15 protein-coding genes and 2 other annotated features are annotated in these 20,301 nt (G+C 37.1%); of the genes, 12 read left to right on the forward strand and 3 right to left on the reverse strand.

Features of this window, described 5'->3' with window-relative positions:
- Positions 1 to 17 precede the first annotated feature (17 nt).
- The 12 genes from RTR43_RS16275 (at position 18) to RTR43_RS16330 (ending at position 18,125) form a co-directional block, all read left to right on the forward strand.
- Positions 18 to 830: a Cof-type HAD-IIB family hydrolase gene (locus RTR43_RS16275; RefSeq protein ID WP_312473277.1), complete on the forward strand. Its 813-nt coding sequence runs from the start codon at positions 18 to 20 to the stop codon at positions 828 to 830.
- A 33-nt stretch (positions 831 to 863) separates the two neighbouring features.
- Positions 864 to 1,049: a hypothetical protein gene (locus RTR43_RS16280; protein ID WP_312473278.1), complete on the forward strand. Its 186-nt coding sequence runs from the start codon at positions 864 to 866 to the stop codon at positions 1,047 to 1,049.
- A 415-nt stretch (positions 1,050 to 1,464) separates the two neighbouring features.
- On the forward strand, positions 1,465 to 7,155 hold the full coding sequence (locus RTR43_RS16285) for a cadherin domain-containing protein (protein WP_312473279.1): 5,691 nt from the start codon (positions 1,465 to 1,467) through the stop codon (positions 7,153 to 7,155).
- Between the two features lie 449 nt (positions 7,156 to 7,604).
- Positions 7,605 to 8,741: a VanZ family protein gene (locus tag RTR43_RS16290; protein ID WP_312473280.1), complete on the forward strand. Its 1,137-nt coding sequence runs from the start codon at positions 7,605 to 7,607 to the stop codon at positions 8,739 to 8,741.
- 157 nt (positions 8,742 to 8,898) lie between these two features.
- Complete coding sequence (locus RTR43_RS16295) at positions 8,899 to 9,336, forward strand: Rrf2 family transcriptional regulator (protein WP_312473281.1); 438 nt, start codon at positions 8,899 to 8,901, stop codon at positions 9,334 to 9,336.
- 110 nt (positions 9,337 to 9,446) lie between these two features.
- Positions 9,447 to 10,097 carry a DsbA family oxidoreductase gene (locus tag RTR43_RS16300; RefSeq protein ID WP_312473282.1) on the forward strand — a complete coding sequence of 217 codons (651 nt, stop codon included), beginning with the start codon at positions 9,447 to 9,449 and terminating at the stop codon, positions 10,095 to 10,097.
- Between the two features lie 122 nt (positions 10,098 to 10,219).
- Entirely contained in the window at positions 10,220 to 10,837 is a 618-nt protein-coding gene (locus tag RTR43_RS16305) for a nitroreductase family protein (RefSeq protein ID WP_312473283.1), read from the forward strand.
- 499 nt (positions 10,838 to 11,336) lie between these two features.
- Positions 11,337 to 11,569: a binding site (T-box leader), on the forward strand.
- 48 nt (positions 11,570 to 11,617) lie between these two features.
- Positions 11,618 to 11,850, forward strand: a binding site (T-box leader).
- A 127-nt stretch (positions 11,851 to 11,977) separates the two neighbouring features.
- On the forward strand, positions 11,978 to 13,738 hold the full coding sequence (locus RTR43_RS16310) for an aromatic amino acid hydroxylase (RefSeq protein ID WP_312473284.1): 1,761 nt from the start codon (positions 11,978 to 11,980) through the stop codon (positions 13,736 to 13,738).
- Positions 13,739 to 13,950: 212 nt separating this feature from the next.
- Positions 13,951 to 14,202, forward strand: coding sequence for a 4a-hydroxytetrahydrobiopterin dehydratase (locus RTR43_RS16315; RefSeq protein WP_312473285.1), 252 nt, complete (start codon positions 13,951 to 13,953; stop codon positions 14,200 to 14,202).
- A 173-nt stretch (positions 14,203 to 14,375) separates the two neighbouring features.
- A complete protein-coding gene (locus RTR43_RS16320) occupies positions 14,376 to 15,914 on the forward strand; it encodes a spore germination protein (RefSeq protein ID WP_312473286.1) in 1,539 nt (512 codons plus the stop codon).
- Positions 15,901 to 17,001, forward strand: coding sequence for a GerAB/ArcD/ProY family transporter (locus RTR43_RS16325; RefSeq protein WP_312473287.1), 1,101 nt, complete (start codon positions 15,901 to 15,903; stop codon positions 16,999 to 17,001). The genes RTR43_RS16320 and RTR43_RS16325 overlap by 14 nt, the downstream gene beginning before the upstream one ends.
- Entirely contained in the window at positions 16,998 to 18,125 is a 1,128-nt protein-coding gene (locus RTR43_RS16330; RefSeq protein WP_312473288.1) for a Ger(x)C family spore germination protein, read from the forward strand. Before RTR43_RS16325 ends, RTR43_RS16330 begins: the two co-directional genes overlap by 4 nt.
- A gap of 110 nt (positions 18,126 to 18,235) precedes the next feature.
- Here RTR43_RS16330 and RTR43_RS16335 read toward each other — a convergent pair whose 3' ends face one another.
- The 3 genes from RTR43_RS16335 to RTR43_RS16350 form a co-directional block, all read right to left on the reverse strand.
- Positions 18,236 to 19,033, reverse strand: coding sequence for an alpha/beta fold hydrolase (locus tag RTR43_RS16335; protein WP_312473289.1), 798 nt, complete (start codon positions 19,031 to 19,033; stop codon positions 18,236 to 18,238).
- A 542-nt stretch (positions 19,034 to 19,575) separates the two neighbouring features.
- Positions 19,576 to 19,794 carry a DUF2922 domain-containing protein gene (locus RTR43_RS16345; RefSeq protein WP_312473290.1) on the reverse strand — a complete coding sequence of 73 codons (219 nt, stop codon included), beginning with the start codon at positions 19,792 to 19,794 and terminating at the stop codon, positions 19,576 to 19,578.
- A gap of 39 nt (positions 19,795 to 19,833) precedes the next feature.
- The gene (locus tag RTR43_RS16350; protein ID WP_312473291.1) at positions 19,834 to 20,052 is read right to left on the reverse strand and encodes a DUF1659 domain-containing protein; all 219 of its coding nucleotides are present in this window, start codon (positions 20,050 to 20,052) and stop codon (positions 19,834 to 19,836) included.
- Positions 20,053 to 20,301 lie beyond the last annotated feature (249 nt).

Here is a 20,301-nt window from a genome sequence, read left to right on the forward strand (position 1 = left end):
ATTCTCTGGAGGTATTTATGAAGTATAAATTAATCTGCATTGATATGGATGGTACACTTTTAAATAATAAATTCACCATACCAGATGAGAATATCAGGGCATTGAAGGAAGCTATGGAAAAGGGCGTTAAAATTGCCTTAGTAACAGGTAGACCTTTTAATATTGCCAGCTACTTTAAACGATTTTTAGGTGATGACGTCTTAACTGTTGGTACGAACGGAACATATTATAAATATGGAGAAGTACTTTATAAAAAGACTCTATCTGCAGATGAAATCGAAACTATTTACAACATAGTTGAAAAACATAAGCTTACAGCATATTTTAAAGGTCATAACATTGTTCTTTCAAATGAAAAAATTCCTGAAAATCATCAATATAAAATGATTGACACCTATTTAAATGATGAGGAAAAAATGAATCTGTTTGATAATTGTTCTTTACAGTTTACTTTGGAAAACCATAATGAAAATATATGTAAATGTATTGTCTTCTCGGACGATACAGAGGCTGTGAATAAAGCGAAGCAGGAGTTAAAACAATATAATATTTTGGAAGTTGTTAGTTCACATGTGAATAACTTTGAGGCCATGCAGCTCGGAACATCCAAGGGAATAGCTGTAAAGAGCTTATGTGACAACTTAAATGTAAAGCCTGAAGAATTGATCTGTATTGGTGATAATGAAAATGACCTTTCAATGCTACAATTTGCTGGACTGGGAATTGCTATGGGGAATGCCCCTGAGGAAATCAAACTGCAAGCAGACTATGTAACTGATAATAATGTAAACTGTGGAGTAGCAAAAGCTTTGGATCTATTTCTAAAATAGAGGTTCATCATAACTTTTTGTGTGAAATCAAAAGTGGGGGACAAATATAAACTAAGTGACTATTTGCTTCGTCAAAATGAGCTTGACCATCCACGAATGTTCTCTACTGAGCACCATAACGAGTTTTCAGGGGGGAATAATGTACCAGCTTGGATAGAAATTGAAGGCTATAAAGTCACCTCATTTTACGATAAAGTGGTTGGAATTTCATTGGATTAATAAACTAACAGGAAGAACCTAAATCGGGTTCTTCCTGTTTATTTTCTTTTCAAGTTTTTAGATCTGTTTCTTCTATTAATAGGACAAACTGATTCTTCAGAAATACTTCTCATTTAAAGTTTGAGTTATTTAATGTAATAATTAGAAAAAATATTGTCAAAAAACAATATATAGTAAATAATAATAGTGAAAAAGAAAGATATTTGTCAGAAATAGCAATACTACTTTGATTAATTATCAGATATTTCAAAAAAATAGGGATAATTATCCCATATATTGAAGGAAGCGCCTCAATAAGAGACCTTTCGAAATCGTTTGGGAGGAATTAAGTTATTATTTTTGGGGGTGTTTAGGAAGTAGTTATTTATTTGATTTATAACTTAATAAAGGTTATCTGAGAGGGTGGGATGTACGGTTGAAAATTTTTAAACTCAAAGCATTCGTTGCATTTGTACTAGTTTTACAAATAGCCTTTGTATCTCCATTTAGTACACAACAACATGTTTCTGCTGTGAGTAATACGATTACAGAAAAAATGATTCATCAATTTGATCAGAATACTTGGGCCTATAGCAATCTAGTTAATAGTCCGAGCGGTGATCTTTATCTTTCACATGTAAAAAATAGTACTGCGATTGCTATTAAAAAATGGGAAGAGGGAAATTGGAAAGAGATAACCGCCGTTTCGACCACTGCTACGGGGGATACTGGATTTAGCGGTCCATCGGATATAGCTATTGATGCTAACAATAATATATATGCTGCATTTTTATATTATAAGGGTTCAGGCGTCACTAGCCATAGGGGTGTAGAATACGGTGTTTATAAAAATGGCAGCTGGTCTTATCAAATGGTAGAGGGATATTCTGATCCAAATGGTTGGAAAAACATCTCTAATCCAAGTATCGCAATCGATTCAAATGGAAAAGCACATATCGTTTATGTATACAATGATGCCAACGACCCTAGAAAATATGAAATTCACTATGCTACGAATCAATCCGGATCGTGGACTACCAAGACCATTGTTAGTGGGGCAAGTGCGATCGATGAAGTGAAAGACCCTCAAATCGAAGTCGATCAAAATAATACGATTCACATTACGTATGTCAAAGAAGATAATCAGAATGATTATTATGGAAATTATTATTATACTTACAAGAAAACTACTGATAGTGAGTTTTCTTCTCCAGAAAAAATTGTAGATGCAGTTAAGGATCAGAAAGACTATCGTTACACACCATTTGTTGTGGATTTTTCTGGGAAAATTTATTTTTCTTACTATGAAGGCAACAGCTGGGCAAATGATATAGATAATGAAACCTTTACAACGCATTTTCAAACGAATCAATCAGGTACATGGAAACAAGAAGTGGTTTACACGGATCAAAATAAAATAACGTACCCTGTCAAAGTGAATATCAAAAACTCTAAACCTATTTTATTAATGTATTCAGAATCGAAGGATTGGCCACCATCACAAATAGGCTTTTTCGCGCTGGTTAAGGATGGAGATAAATGGTCGAAAGGGACAAAGGAAGTTTCCCCTAGCTTAATTAATAGTTCTCCAAGTGAAATCACCTATGCGATTGATGCAAACGAAAATTTTATGGTTGTCATGTTAGATAACGATTTAAGAAAAATATCTTATTTAAGTGGTACAAGTGAAGACTTTGGTTTAGTCTCTGTGTCAAGTAATGCTGATTTGAATAACTTAACCCTTAGTTCAGGGACATTGACACCTGGTTTTTCAGCAGGGACATTGAACTACACAGCTAACGTAGACCATGCTATCCAAACCATCCAAGTAACCCCAACAGTCGCAGATGCTAAGGCAACTGTAAAAGTGAATGGGAATTCCGTTGCTAGTGGTACTTCAGTATCTATACCATTAATGGTAGGTAGCAATACCATAACCGTTTTTGTTACGGCTGAAGATGGCACAACAGTCAAACCATATACATTGAATCTTACCCGAAAAGCACCATCAAGTAATGCAGATTTGAGTAAATTAACCGTCAGTGCAGGGACATTGAGCCCAGCATTTAACCCGTCAATCAAGCAGTATAACGTCAGTGTACCTAATGGTACCGATCAGATTCGCTTAACTCCAACCGTAGCTGATTCTTATGCAACAGTGACAGTGGGTGGTAATCCTGTAACAAGCGGACAGGAATCGGGTTTAATTAGTCTTGGAGCAGGGAAAAACTCGATTCCAATCGTTGTTACGGCACAAGACGGAACGACTGCGACCTATACGGTACTGGTGAATCGAAATCGTCCACCTGCGGCAACAGACACCACTTTTACTGTTGATGAAAATGCACCTACTGGTACAACAGTAGGAACGATAACTGCTAGTGATTTAGATAGTGATTCCCTGACCTACAGTATTCTTTCAGGAAATTCGAACCATGTTTTCGAATTGAATTCGGCAACTGGAGAAATAAAGGTAGCTGATGGTAGTCTATTAGACTATGAAACAACGCAATCCTACACATTAGCGATACAAGTAAGTGATGGACTCGATAAAACTACGGTAACCGTAAAAATAAACGTCAATGATCTTAATGATAACAGTCCAGTTCCAAAAGGGTTTACGACAACCGTTGATGAAAACTTAGCAAATGGAACATCGATTGGAACTGTTACAGCAACCGATGCCGATGCTGGAAGCCGTTTTACTTACAAGATTACTGCAGGAAACACTGAAGGCGCGTTTGCTATTGGCACTAGTAATGGCGAAATAACCGTCGCGGATTCAACCAAACTAGATTATGAGACCGTCAAAAGCTTTACGTTAACCGTACAAGTCAGTGATGGAATGAATACGGCAGATACAACCGTAACGATCCACTTAAATAATTTGAATGACAATACACCAGTTGTGAAGGATGCGGTATTTACCGTTGATGAAAATGCCGCAATCGGAACTTTTGTTGGAACCGTTATCGGAAGTGATGCCGATGGAGATCCTTTAAGTTATCGAATCCTCTCTGGAAATGAATCAGGTGCCTTCGCGATTAATGCAACAACAGGTGATATTATCGTAGCAGATGGCCGTCAACTGGATTATGAAACGAAAACATCATATGAATTAAAGGTGCAAGTCAGTGATACGATTACTCCGAACGGTTACCTTACACCTTATGCATTATTAAGGGCATTGTTTGCTAATAGTACAACCGAAACAGATATCGCGACGATCACCATTAATGTCAATGATCTAAATGATAACAGTCCTGTTCCACAAGGATTTACGAAAAATATTGATGAAAATACAGCGAACGGAACATCCGTTGGGAACGTAACAGCAACGGATGCTGATGCGGGAAGTAGTTTTACTTACAAAATTACTTCTGGAAACTCAACAGGAGCGTTTGAAATTAATGAAAATAGCGGTGAAGTAACAGTAGCGGATGAAACAAAACTAGACTATGAAACCGTTAAAAGCTTTACATTAACCGTACAAGTAAGTGATGGTGCAAATACAGCAGATACAACCGTGACGATTAACCTAAATAATTTGAATGATAATACACCGGTTGCGAAAGATGCAGTATTCAGCGTTGATGAAAATGCTGCAAACGGAACTTTTATTGGAACCGTTAGCGCCAGTGATGCCGATGGAGATCCGCTAACATTTAGGATCCTGTCAGGAAATGAAACAGGTACGTTCAAGATCGATGCTGTTACAGGAGAAATTACAGTAGCGGATGGTAGTCAATTAGATTATGAAACGAAAACATCTTATCAATTAAAGGTACAAGCCAGTGATACGATTGTACCGAACGGATACCTTATACCTTTCACATTATTAAGGGCATTATTTGCTAATAGTACTAGCGAAACAGATATCGCGACGATCACTATTAACGTCAATGATCTAAATGATAACAGTCCAGTACCACAAGGATTTACGAAAAACATTGATGAAAATACTGTGATTGGTACATCCGTCGGGACCGTAACGGCAACGGATGCTGATGCAGGAAGCAGTTTTACCTACAAGATTATTGCAGGAAACGCAGCAGGTGCTTTTGCCATTGACTCTTTTAGTGGTGAAATCACCGTAGTGGATTCAACCAAACTAGATTATGAAGTCGTTAAAAGCTTTACGTTAACCATCCAAGTAAGTGATGGCAAAAATACAGGCGAGACATCTGTGACGATTAACCTAAATAATCTCAATGACAATACACCGGTTGCGAAAGATGCAGCGTTTACAATTGATGAAAATGCCGCAAATGGAACCGTGGTAGGAACCGTAACGGCAAGTGATGCCGATGGAGATCCGCTTACGTATAGGATCATCTCAGGAAACGAATCAGCTGCGTTTGCGATTGATGCGACGACTGGAAAAATAACGGTAGCAGATAGCAGCAAACTAGATTATGAGACCATTCAGAGTTTTACGCTAAAGGTACAAGTAAGTGATGGAACTTATACTGCCGATACACGAGTGACGATTAATCTAAATAATTTGAACGACAATACACCGGTTACGAAGGATACAGTATTTACGATTGATGAAAATGCCGCAAACGGAACAGAGATAGGAACCGTAATGGCAAGTGATGATGATGGAGACACCCTAAGCTATCGAGTCATTGGTGGAAATGACATCGGTGCGTTCGCGATTGATGCGACTACCGGAAAAATAACGGTAGCAGATAGCGGCCAATTAGATTATGAAAAAATCAAGAGCTTTACGTTAACGGTACAAGTAAGTGATGGAACACATAGTGCGAATTCAACCGTGACGATCCAGTTAAATAATCTCAATGACAATACACCGGTTGCGAAAGATGCAGTATTTACTGTTGATGAAAAGGCTGCAAACGGAACAGCAGTTGGAACCGTAACGGCTAGCGATGCCGATGGAGATGCGGTCACGTACACGATCACTTCAGGGAATGACGATGGGATTTTTACGATTAATGAAACTACTGGAGTAATCACAGTAGCAAATGCTTCAAGGTTACATGCAGCAACAAAAGCTATGCATACACTTTCTATCCGTGCAAGCGATGGACAACATGCGGCAACTATAACAGTAACTGTTCATGTCCTCTCAAGTGACGCAACACTTAGCCAGTTAACGAGTAGTAATGGCAACTTGAATCCTGAATTTAAACCAGGAACCACTCAATATAGCATGAATGTAGGGGACAGTATTCATACCATAAAACTAACCCCAACCATAGCGGATTCTAACGCAACGGTAAAAATAAACGGGAAACAAACGACGAGTGGACAAGAAAGTGAAGTCATCAATTTGGGTGTTGGCAAAAACACCATAACAATCGAAGTAACCGCTCAAAATGGACAAACAACCACTTATATTATTACAGTGACGCGTCTACAATCTGTCGTAACGACCGTACCTGTGAAAGATGGAGGAACCGTAACCGTTTCGGATGAGCAAGTGAACCTGATTGATGATAACGGAACATTGATTGTTGAACTAAAGAATAGTCTGGACGAGGTAAAAACAATCAAATTTACAGCCGGGCAACTAGAAACTTTAATCAATAAACAAGCAATGATTCAAGTTGTGAAGGATGATGTCCAACTGCTTATCCCAGCTGTCAACTTTGCTAAAGGGGAAGACCTGATTATCAGTTTAGAAAGAGTAGGTAAAAATCCCAAGAAGCTTCCTTCTTCCAATTTGGCGATAAGTGCAGTGTATGAATTTACCATTAAGCAGGGGGATAAAATCATCCATCATTTTGACCATGATATTGAGCTTGTATTTCCTACTGATAATCTTAAGGTTGATCATCCTGAAGAATTAAAAGTGTACTATTGGAACGAAGATAAGAAGGAATGGGAATTAGTAGGCGGAACGTTCGAAAACGGTCAGCTTAGAGCAAAGACTAATCACTTTAGTACATTTGCCGTCTTTCATCCTAATGATTTAAAGGATAAAAAACCATCACCAGAATCGGGATTAACTGATAAAAAACCATCACCAGCTTCCGATTTACCTAATACTGCAACAACCATGTATAACTGGCTATTCGCAGGTATACTTGTCGTAATCCTTGGAGGAGCCCTGTTCCTTGTGCAACGATTACGACAAAAGGACAATGAAATTTTATAATAAAAGGTGAAGGTTTACCTAACACAAAAGGCTGAATTTCAAAGTTGTTTATGCTAACGACTTTTGATTCAGCCTTTTTTTAATTTTTGGGGAAATGAGAGAAGTGGCGGACATTATGTGACCATTACATTTTCATAAAGCTGATAAAAACGTTTAATGAAATTGAAAATATAATGAAAAACTATTTTACATATCGTGGGGAAAAATGAAAGAAACTAAATTATGATAGCGAAAAGGTACCTTAAAAAAATTGGAAAGAGGTTCATTTTTTTTCTTCATCTGATGATAATGTTACATATTTACGCACTTAACATATTTGTTTATTACTGTTGTTTGGGCGAATGTATTTAGTAGACAGAAAGAAGGAACATTTGCTTTGCTCGTTCTTCTGTTTTTGCTTTTTCCATCCTTTGGTGTTAAATAATTGCTCTTTTTGAAGGGAGAATGAAATGCAAGTATATGTAATGCCAATTTTAATTGCAGTTTTTGTTTGTTTTTTTATGGCGTCTATTTTAACGCTTCCATGGGTGATTTATCAATATCGCAAACATGGATATTTTAGTTTTTGGAAAACATTACTAATTTTAAGTTTTATCCTATATGGATTAAGTGCTTTCTTTTTAGTCATTTTTCCAATACCTGATGTTCGAAATAATTGTGTTTCGGTTAATCCGGATGCAACTTTTACTCAACTTCGACCTTTTCAATTTATTCGAGATATCAAGCGTGAAACGAGCCTAAATTGGACTGTACCTTCTAGTTACATCCATTTGTTAGCTGCTCGGTCTTTCTATCAAATGTTTTTTAATATTATACTTTTATTTCCCCTAGGTGTTTATTTGCGATATTTTTTTAAGAAGAAAATTAAATGGTTTTATGCTGTAATCATTGGATTTGGTGTATCACTTTTCTTTGAGTTAACCCAACGAACGGCCCTTTTTGGATTATTTAAATGCCCTTACCGTATTTTTGATGTAGATGATTTATTAACTAACACTTTTGGAACTGTACTTGGTTTTCTATTCGCTCCAATCTTTTTGGTGTTAATTCCAACCAGGGAAACCATTAATGAGCAAAGTCACATTTATAATAAACAAAAGATCGCAACTTTTGGTGCCCAGCTGATTGAGGTGATTCTAAACATTATTATTGCAAGAGTGATTACAAATTTTATTCTCGGATTACTAAAGAGACCAGTAATACTCGTTGAAGAGATCTTGTTTGCAATAGTTTTCTTTGTACTAATGGTAGTTATCCCTGTCACATGGAAAGGTAATACAATTGGTTCTAAAATTGTTCGAATGAAACTACTACCGGTTAAGGGAAACTGGTTTGGAAGTTTCAGCCGACGTTACATTATTGTCTATATGCCTTTATTGGGCTCAGCATTATCAAGAATATTTTCTAAATATATGGGTAATGATCTTTTAGTCAATCTTTTCACAATTGGAGTGGTTTTCCTTGCAGGACTGTTATGGATAGTTATCTTCTTCCATATAATGATTAGATGGATCAAAAAGGACAAGGTTCCATATTTTAATCGATTCGGTCAAATACGTGCTTTAAGGATCACCCGTGAGAATTGATTAATAAAAAACTAAGGTTTGTTTTTTATTCCTTATTTTAGTTTGCCCTTCCCAATGTGACGTTGAACTTGCAGATATGATTTTAGATTTTTTATCACCAAGTAGTTGACTTCTATTTCAGTTGTAACTATAATAGTTACATTGAGGGGTGATGAATTTGAAAATTAGCAGCCGCTTTACAATTGCTGTCCATATTTTATCTCTCATAAACAATAATCCAGCAGCGATTTGTACTTCAGAATTTATGGCAGGAAGTGTAAATACAAACCCAGTTGTGATTCGACAAATATTGTCATATCTAAAGAAAGCTGGGCTAGTTCAAGTCCGCCGTGGAACTGGAGGGGCTTCTCTTTTGAAAGATTTATGTGATATTACGCTATTAGATGTGTATCGTTCAGTAAGCGTTGTAAAAGAAGAAAACTTATTTCATATCCATGAGCAGCCAAATCCAGATTGCCCAATAGGTGCTAACATACAAAATGTTTTAGAAGTTATTTTAGTACAAGCACAAGAAGCAATGGAAAGCGTATTGGAAAACATTACAATGGAACAAGTAGATACAACATTAATAAATAGGATAAATTCTTCACAATAAATAAATCTCCATGTGCAGTTCTCTGTATTGAGACGTACATTTTTTTTACTCCTCGTTGTAACTATTTTCATTACAACGAAAAAATAATAAAGAGAAAGGTGAGAAACTAAATGACTGTAAAAATTAAAGCTTATTCTGATTTCATATGTCCATTTTGTTTTTTAGGAAAAGGCCCGTTAGATGAAATCGCAAAGGAAAAAGATGTTGAGGTAGAATGGATGCCATTTGAATTACGTCCGAGTCCATATCCGAAAATTGACCCATGGCAGGATCCTGCAAAATTAGGCTCCTGGGATTCCTTTATTCAGCCTGCAGCGAAGAAGTTGGGGATTGAAATGCGTTTACCGCGTGTTTCTCCTCATCCATATACAAATTTGGCTTTTGAGGGATACCAGTTTGCGAAAGAACATGGGAAGGGAAATGAATACCATCACAAAGTTTTCACCGCGTTTTTCCAAGGAGAACAAAACATTGAGGACATCGAAGTACTAACAAACATAGCCGGTGATGTGGGACTTTCAAAGGATACTTTTAAGGAAGCATTAGTAGCGCGGAAATATCGTGAAGCCCATCAAGAGGCTTTAAAACATGCTTATGATGAAGCGAAAATATCGGCTGTTCCAACATTTGTGATTGGCGAAGAAGTTATTCAAGGGTTAGCTAGCAAGGAAAAATTAGCACAAGTCATTGATAAGGAATTGGAAAAAAATAAGGCAAATGATCTTGATGGCATGCAATGTGATAGGAATGGGTATTGCTAATACTAGATTCAAACAGTAGTGGACCGTTGTAGGTATTTTCTTACTTTAAATAACGTTCGAACTGTAAAAGGATCTATGTATATATATAGTTTTTATATTAAACAAAAAATGGAGGAATCAAAATGTCAACAACTACAACAACTACAACTACAACAACTTTAAAAGAAGCAATCATCAACCGTCGTTCTATTCGTAAGGTGAAAAAGAATGAAAATATTACAAAAGAAAGAATCAACGAAGTATTAAAAACAGCTTTACATGCACCAACATCTTTTAATATGCAAAGTGGACGCATTGTTGTGCTTATGGACGCTGAGCATGAAAAGTTCTGGGATATCGTAAAAGAAACGCTACGTCCACTTGTTCCAGAGGAAAACTTTGGAGCAACCGTAGAACGATTACAAGGATTCCGCGATGGAGTGGGGACAGTTCTATTCTTTGAAAACCAAGAAACAGTAAAACAAATGCAAGAAAATGCACCATCCTATAAAGAAAATTTCCCTAATTGGTCACAACAAGGAAGTGCAATGTTGCAGTACGCAATATGGATGTCTTTATCTGCTGAAGGAATTGGAGCGTCACTACAGCATTACAATCCAATTATAGATCAAGAAGTGAAACAAACTTGGAATATTCCTGGAGAATGGAGCTTAATAGCACAAATGCCATTTGGTGAACCAAACGAAGAAGCTGGTGAAAGAACATTCTTGCCTTTTGAAGATGTTGTTAAATTTTATTAAATAGCCGAGAACACTAGGGGTTTTAATCTTGAGATGAATCGGCAGCGATTGCATTAGGAGGAAAAAATTACAATTACCCTTCAATTCGCTGATATATCATAACAAGTCGCTGATAAAAGTAACAAAGTCGCTGATATATCATAACAAGTCGCTGATAAAACCAACAGAGTCGCTGATATATCATAAAATTCGCTAAAAAGCTAAATATAGCAAGATCTTTTAGAGAAGAATTGGTGGAATTCGCATTTAAAATCATGAAGAGAATGAAAATTTCCATCCGAATCAATGGAATTAGGCAGATTTAGTAATAAAAGCAACAGTACTTGCGAAAACAGTCTTTAGAAAAGGTCACATATTTTAACATTTTTTTCGAAATGGAATAAGAAAAATCAGTATTGGAGCAGATTTGAGTTAATACTATATCATTATAATATTTAAACCTTGACAATATGACTAATCTCCCTTTATAATTCGATTTACTAAAAGAAATGTTATATAGTGTAGAGCGTTGAAAGGAATAGAGTAGTGCTTAGCAATTTTGTTTTCAGAGAGCTGATGGTCGGTGCGAATCAGTACAAACGTAAGCATGAATTACACTCCCGGAGTTTCTTTTTCGTAGTAAAGACATCAGTCTTTATGAAGGGAAAGACGGCGTCATAGCCGTTATCAGAATGAAGTGGTGAGCGTATGCTCGCAACTAGGGTGGTACCGCGAAGTCTATTCGTCCCTACTGGTTATTCCAGTAGGGACTTTTTATTTAGTCTATAAAAATTTAATAGTATACAAGCATGGAAGGGAATACAGTAGTGCTTAGCAATTTTGTCTTCAGAGAGCTGATGGTCGGTGCGAATCAGTACAAACGTAAGCATGAATTACACTCCCGGAGTTTCTTTTTCGTAGTAAAGACATCAGTCTTTATGAAGGGAAAGACGGCGTCATAGCCGTTATCAGAATGAAGTGGTGAGCGTATGCTCGCAACTAGGGTGGTACCGCGAAGTCTATTCGTCCCTACTGGTTATTCCAGTAGGGATTTTTTTATGGAAGGAGGAGTAATGATGAAACAGAGAATTCGATTACCTTGTTAAGAGAATTAAGAGAATTCACAACAACATTGAAAAGATAGAAAGGATGAAATCTAGTATGAACGAACTATCAAAATCCACAAAACAGATTCCAGCTCATTTGAGACAATTTGTCTCGGAGCAACACTATGAAGAGTACACACCGATTGATCATGCGGTATGGCGATATGTAATGAGACAAAATCATCATGCTCTAAAGGATTCTGCACATCCGGCATATGTGGAAGGTCTCCGGGCATCAGGTATTGACACAGAGGCAATACCAAATGTATCAGACATGAACGAGCATCTTTCAAAAATTGGCTGGGGAGCTGCGATTGTAGATGGATTAATTCCAGGTGTTGCCTTTTATGATTTTCAAGCACATGGTATTTTGCCAATTGCCGTGGCTATTCGAAAGGTAGAAAACATCGAATATACACCGGCACCGGATATTATCCATGAATCCGTAGGTCATGCACCAATCCTATTTGATTCTAAATATGCTTCATACGTCAAACGATTTGGAGAAATTGGTTCAAAGGCATTTGCGACAAAAGCAAAACATGAAGTATTTGAGGCTGTAAGAAATCTTTCGATTGTCATGGAAGATCGCCATTCCACACCTGAACAAATCGAAGAAGCAAAACGATTGCTAAGCGATAGGAAAAAAGCAGTAACGGGTTTGTCAGAAGCAGATCAAATCTCGCGGATTTTCTGGTGGACAGTGGAGTACGGTTTAATAGGAACGTTGGAAAACCCGCAAATATACGGTGCCGGACTGTTATCTTCTGTAGGAGAAAGCAAGCATTGCCTATCTGAAAACGTAGTAAAACTTCCTTTTTCTATAGAGACTTGTATTCAAACAAGCTACGATGTAACGACCATGCAGCCGCAATTATTTGTTTGTGAGAGCTTTGATCAATTAACAGAGGCTATCGAAAAGTTTGCCGATTCAATGGCCTTTCGAAAAGGCGGAACGGAGAGCTTAGATAAGGCGCTTCAATCAGGCAGTACGTCGACATTTGTCCTGAATTCCGGATTACAAATTACCGGAACGATCGAAAAAATGCTTAAAGATTCAGATGGAGAAGCCATTTATGTGAAAACAACAGGGCCTACAGCTTTGGCTATAAATGATCAGGAGCTTCTTGGACATTCGAAAGCGATTCATAGTGGTGGATTTGGTACTCCAATTGGTTTATTAGAAGGGGGTATTTCTCTTGAAGAATGTACTGAAGATGACCTTCTGACTTTTGGAATTGAAAATGGTCGTAAATCGACTTTGACTTTTAAGAGCGGTATTCAAGTATCGGGAATTGTTTCAACTATTATCCGAAACAAAAACAAACTAAATCTCATTTCCTTCGAAAGCTGCAAAGTCACATTAGGAGATCAAGTGTTATTTGAAGAACAGTGGGGAACGTTCGACATGGCGGTAGGCTCAAGCGTTACATCTGCATTTCCAGGGGCTGCTGATGCAGAAGCATTCTTCGGTGTAGAAGAAATACCTAAAAAGGCTGCAACAGCACCAAGACTGTTAACTGAACTAGAAAATATGTACCAAGCAATCAGAGATATTCGTAAAAAAAAGACACTGGATGAAAATAGTTGGGCTGTTGTTCAAAACGTTCTTCAAGTGTTGAGAAGCTCTTATCCAAAAGAATGGCTGCTGCGCTTGGAAATTCTGGAATTGTTCTGTGAGCATGGTGTACAAACGTTAGAAACAGAACAGGTCCATCAAGAATTGCTCCATCTTAGCAAAACAGAAGAGCTTCAACGTCTTATCAAAAATGGATTATCGTTACTTCCACTTCAAAAGGAAAGTCAAGGATGTTAACAGCATTGACTCCTTTAGAAATTCAGTTGGAGTGTGCAAAACTTCAAAACTGGAAGGTAAAAAACGATAAAGTGAAACTTCAATCAGTGGGGGGTTTTTCCATCCCCCACTGATTGTTAGTTGAACCAATCGGGCTTTTACGGGCAGTTGATCCCCTACTTATCCTTATTGATTCCCTCTAAGTCTTGAAGTGGGGGTCTTACTGCCCGTTAATGCGGGATAAATGGATCGAAAGGAAATATATGTTTAAAGATTACCTGCAAGGTATACAGTTTGTTTCAGCAATCGGCCAAATTGCTGAAGCAAACCAACATCATCCATTTATCAATGTTCAATATAAAGCTGTTACTGTCTCGCTCAGCTCATGGGCTGCAAAAGGAGTAACAGCTTTAGATATTGATGTAGCAGTTGAATTCGAAAAAACGTATGAACAAGTGAATCATACTATTTCATCCAGCGATTGATTATTATATCGGAAAAATTATTTGATGTACAGACGAGCAAAATTCTAGCTAGTTATTAAATGAGGCGGGCTTCATGGTGAAGCCCGCCTCTTACATATTAAAGAAGTTCGTTTGAATAAATAAACCACTTTAACACAACCTAAATAATATGCATTTTTTGGGAGGGTTGGTAAATGGATTTATTCAAAAAAAGGAAAAAAAAGAATAATCTTTTAAAAAAAACGGATCAGACACAAGTAGAAGGGCCATTAATTTTCTCAGACATGAATGATAATCTGACGTATATAAAAAATCTTCTTAATCATACAGCTGATTTAAAAATCCAAACTCTACCAAATGGTGATTTTGAAACCGCGATTGTATTCATTGAAACGCTCGTTGATAAAGAACTAATACAAGATAAAATTATTGATCCGCTTTTTCAACTAAAGAGTTTTAAAGACAGAGAAGACATTGCCACTGTCATTAATTTAGAGACGATTTCATGTTCCAATCTGTCACAAGCGGTAAACGATCTAATTAATGGGAATACTTTGTTGTTTGTGAGTACAAAGGCTTACGCATTCTCCATTAATACACAAAAATTTGGAAATAGGAGTATTACAGAACCTTCAAGTGAGAAAGTAGTAAGAGGGGCACACGATGGATTTATTGAAAGCCTAGGGGTTAATATTCAGTTAATTCGAAAACGTATTTTAAATCCAAACTTAACAGTAAAGTATTTTTCCGTAGGGAATGAAACAAAAACGAAGGTAGCACTTCTCTATATGAATAAGTTGGCTAACACTTATTTAATAAGGGAAATTGAACGGAGGATTGATTCTATTTCCGCAGATTTTATTATGCCTAGTAGCTATCTTGAGGAACTTATTGAGGATTCTTCATTTTCACCTTTCCCTCAAATGCTTAATACCGAAAGGCCTGACCGGACCATGGCTAATTTGCTTGAGGGTAGGGTTGTTCTATTGGTGGACAACACCCCTACAGCATTGATTTTGCCTGTTACTTTTTTTTCATTTTATCAATCTCCCGATGATTATAATTCACGCTTTTTCTTAGGCACTTTTTTCCGAATCGTTCGATTACTAAGTTTTTCTCTTGCCGTAGGATTACCATCTTTATATATTGCGATCATCGCTTTTCACTATGAAGTTTTGCCAGACCAATTAATATTGCCAGTTAAAAGTTCGGTTGAAAACATTCCTTTTCCCCCACTTCTTGAAGCTTTGATTATGTTGATTACCATAGAGTTAATTCAAGAAGCCGGAATCAGATTGCCAACTACAATTGGACAAACCATTGGAATCGTAGGTGGACTTGTCATTGGCGATGCCGTAGTTAGTGCAGGTTTGATTTCAAATACGATGCTTGTCGTCGTAGCAATAACCGCCATTTCTTCCTTCGTAGTGCCTTCAACTGAAATGAGCGGATCGATGCGTATTATACGATTCCCATTTATGTTAGCAGCTGCAACGTTGGGATTTATCGGGATTGTGTTTTGCTTTATGGTTATTCTCATTCATTTATGTAAGTTAGAATCGTTTGGTACACCCTACTTTGCGCCATTGGCTCCACTCCGAATAACAGATTTTAAAGACTCTATTTTGCGATTGCCGATTTGGAAATTGAACAATCGTCCGTTGGATCCTCATCCGCAGCAGCTTAAGCAACAATCCAATTCCAGAGACTGGGGAAAAGATGATGAAAAGTGAACATACAATCACACAAGGACAACTGGTATTCTATATCATACAAACACAAATTGGTATCGCATTATTATCTTTACCCTATACGCTCTTTAAGGTTTCCAAACAGGATGCATGGATTTCTATCCTTATTGCTGGTATTTTTGTTCAGATCTTTTTAGTGATATTTTGGTTATTAAATAGTAGATTTCCTACATTAACTTTTTATGAAATCCTGCCAAAATTAATAGGAGAAATTCTGGGTAAAATAATGGTGTCTATATATGCCTTTCAGTTTACACTTTTTGCAAGTGCAGTGCTTATTTTGTATAGCCACCTTTTGAAAATATGGGTTCTGGAAAATACGCCAATTTTCGTTGTCATCCTGCTTTTGGTTTTTACAGGAGTTTACTTAGGTAAACAAAATTTACGCATTATTGCACGTTTTAGTGTTTTTGTTTCCTTTTTCTTACTAGTTCTCTTTGTCTTAGTTGCATTAAGCTTCAAGGATGCAAACTTCCTCTATCTATTACCCATGGCCAAAACCGGATGGTTATCGGTTTTTAATGGATCGAAAGAAGCCACGTTAGCCATCCTTGGTTTTGATGCGTATTTAGTTATAGGCCCGTTTGTTCAAGGTCCGGCAAAAGGAAAGTTAAAAGCCGTAACGATCGCGAACCTTTTTGTTACTCTTTTTTATACCTATTTGGTAGTTGCTTCCTTAGCCTATTTTAGTCCTAGAGAAATGAAAATCATCCCGGAACCCATTTTGTATCTTATTAAATCCTTCTCCTTCGGTGTGGTAGAACGTACGGATTTAGTGTTTATATCGATTTGGATGGTGATGGTAACCACTTCATTTGTAAATTATTTATATATTGCATCCATTGGAGTAGCTACTCTATTCGGACAGCCTACTCATTCTAGGTTCGTACCCTATGTTGCAGGAGTAGCTGCTCTCATCGCGCTTATCATTGATAACAGGGAAACAATAAAATTCTTTACTAAATTTGTTACCAATGCCGGAATGGTCCTAGTATTGTTGCTCCCCTTAACGCTTCTACTAATTTCGTATCTTACACGAAAAAAAGAAACTGGAGTGAAAAACTATTGAAAGGACTAAAATACCTTCTTGTTCTGTTGTGCTTATTATTTCTCTCAGGTTGTTGGGATCAGAACCCATTAAAAGAAGCGAGTCTTGCCATGGCGAGTTCAAGTGATCTGACGAGTGATGGAAAGCTATTATATGCTGCATCATTTCCGAGGAGCACACAAGGAGGAAAAGGAGGTTCACAACAACAAATAGTTGAAATTGTTTCAGCTATCGCCAATACTCCAAGAGAAGCTCAAATAAAAATTGATTCTAAAATATCGGGAACATTTGACTCTTCAAAATTAAGGGTACTGTTAATTGGCGAGGCTCTTGCTAAACAAGATATAAATTCATTTTTAGATGTTTTATATCGTAATCCAAAAACCGCGTTAGGTGCCCGTCCGGCGGTAGTAGAAGGAATGGCTATTGATCTAATTAACCTAAAATTAATTGGCGGCGAAGAAATCAGTAAATATTTAATAAATTCAATGAAAAGTTTACAGGATTTAACTATTGTTAACCGTGAAAATATTGAATCAATATTTGCAAAAATGCTTGATCCAGGCCAGGATTTCTTGATTCCTTATATTAAATTGGATAAAAGTAAATCGCGCGCATCAGTAAAGGGGTTGGCAATGTTTCACGGGAATAAATATTCTGGAAAGCATTTAACGGTGGATCAATCGATCATGTATCTTCTCATGGAAAATGAAAAAGGAAAAATGGCTCGCTTCACAAAAAAAGTGAATAGCTCTACTAGACCTTTCATGAATAATTACATTACAGTTGATGTAAAGAAAATGAAAAGAAAACTAGAGGTAGAAGTAAAAAAGTCTGGAGAGATAAACGCTCATATCCATTTAAACTTGAAAATGGATGTCATTGAGTACCCTCATAATCGATTGGCTTCAGAAGAGGAGATTCAAAAGTTAAATGAAATGTTATCAAAAGAGCTTACAAACGAAGCGAAAACGGTCATAAAAAAAATTCAGGAAGCTAATTGTGACGGTTTAGGAATTGGAAGAAGGATCATTGCCTTTTACCCCGATAAATGGAAAAAATTGAATTGGGAAGAGGATTACCCAAAGATTCAAATTATCCCATCTGTCCATGTAGAAATCATCAGTCACGGAATAACCGATTAGAGAGTACAAGGCACCATCTATTTTGACAACTTTTTAGTGCTCCAGGCTTACCGTCGTGTAGGTTCTATGACGAAATCAAACTATAAATGTTTATTTTCAAGGGAACTACATTATCGGGTTTTAATGGAGTTCCCCACTTGGTCATGTTTTTGAATAAACTGATTAATCATTCGGTTTAATTCAGCCGCTGCCTTTGTAGGAATCTGATGCTTTTCATTTCTAATGAACATTAATTCATTACGCGGCAATTTTTCGTGCAGGAGGTTTGCATAATAATGAAATGATTTATCTTTCGCACCAAAGACCAGTAATATGGGGTGATCAATCTTTTGTAGCTGATTGGTACAATTAAATTGTAGGCAATAACGATAATACTGCTCGATATTCCTTGCCTCTCCTTTTAGTGCTTCTTTCAGTATTTTTCTAAATGATTCCCGTGAATTGGAATTGCTCCATGAAACGGATAACGCCAATACAGAAAGTGTTCTCGCGTTAGCTAGTTTGATGGCTAAAGAAATCCTCCGCGTTAGATACTTATCCTTCACTTCCGACAATCCGCTAACAACAATACCCCCTAATGCCCTGTCTGGGTAGGTCAGCAAAAATTCTAATAAAATAGAACCACCGGTTGAATATCCGCAAATGAACGCTTTCTTAACTCCCAGATGATCTAACAGATGTCTAATATCCTCAACAATTAGCGGATAAGTGATCGCTTGATTTGAATACTGACTTCTTCCGTGACCTCTCATATCAAAGGTAATCACTTTACATGTTTGCGATAATTCTTCAAGCTGGTACATAAAATTTGCGCTCGTGAGTAATGGCGGGTGAATAAAAATGATCGGAACCCCTACCCCCTTAACGGTATAATATAGGCTGATACCGTACACATCCAACATCGGCATGTTTCTACTCACCTCATAAATCATCATCTTCATTTCTGGTCCGTATTGTTAACCTGTTTATCGCTGCGGGAAGTCTAACACCTTGACCTTCCTAGTTTTTTCCTAAGCCCTCTGAAACATTCCTTCCTGTTAGAGAAAAGAGGACAAAAATAGCAAAAAAAGAACAGGAACAACGGTGTAGAATGGGGGAAACTAAAAAGGAAATAGTGGAACTTCGTAGACTCCTTATGAAAGTTCGAGGAAATGTAAATATTTTATAGCCTGAACATACAAAATAGTGATATATCAACCAAATTTATTCATCATTGGAGGCATTATATTGTTCTCCGCTTTTACATGGAAATGAAGTATATGTAGGAGCCGTTCATGAAAAAATCGATGAAACAGGGACTCTTACCCATGAACCCACGATAAAATTTATCGATACAGTTGTTGACAACTTTATCAATTGGTATAACCAATACCAACTTTGTAACAAAAAATAAGCGAATCTTACTATGCTAAGAGGGGCCAACTTCATTATGAAGCCGGCCCCATCCTTATTAAACGAGTTCATATTCTGTCACATTGCGGTCAATGACTCTTGCTCCTTTTGCAGCGACAAACTTGCCGCTCGCCGTTGTGAAAACTTCTGCAGTAATAATCTGTTCCATTGCTAGTTTCACGGATTCCTCATCAATTGGCTCTTTCGGATTGTCCACCGAAATACGTCCAGTCTTTCCAAACTCCGTGCCAAATTGCAATTCCAATGTTTTTGCCATGCTTTTCACCTCCTATCGCTTCAGTAATTCTCCTGACTATTAAGCTAATATTTCGGAGCTGTCATTGCGCTCCACTTTGTTCAGCCTGCCATTGCATAAACCAGAAATCGCATGTGCTGCTTGATACAATTGATCTACACTTGCTTCCTTTTTGACATTGCTAAACGTCTTGGCATTTAGGATTGGATTTCCTTCATCATCCATTCCTGTTTGAAACACCAAACGAAGCTTCGTCCCTTCTAATAACGCTTGTGCCATTGTCGCTCACCTCCTTTCACCTTTTATTTATTAAATAACGGGCAAAAAGGACATGGTCGTAATATATTTTTTTGGAGGAATAACATCTTCCTAGATTTCAAAAACCGTCGCCTTGAAATAGCTGTAATCTAGTTTCACTAGGAAATAACGAGTAAGAGGACTGTGCAAGGTAGAATCTCTTTCCTTTACAATTTTTATCAAAAAAGTGGCGTAAAACCCCTTTCTTCAGAAATGGGGATATAAGCCATG

The organism is Neobacillus sp. (assembly GCF_031988165.1).
In the GTDB taxonomy this organism is placed as follows: domain Bacteria; phylum Bacillota; class Bacilli; order Bacillales; family Cytobacillaceae; genus Neobacillus; species Neobacillus rhizosphaerae.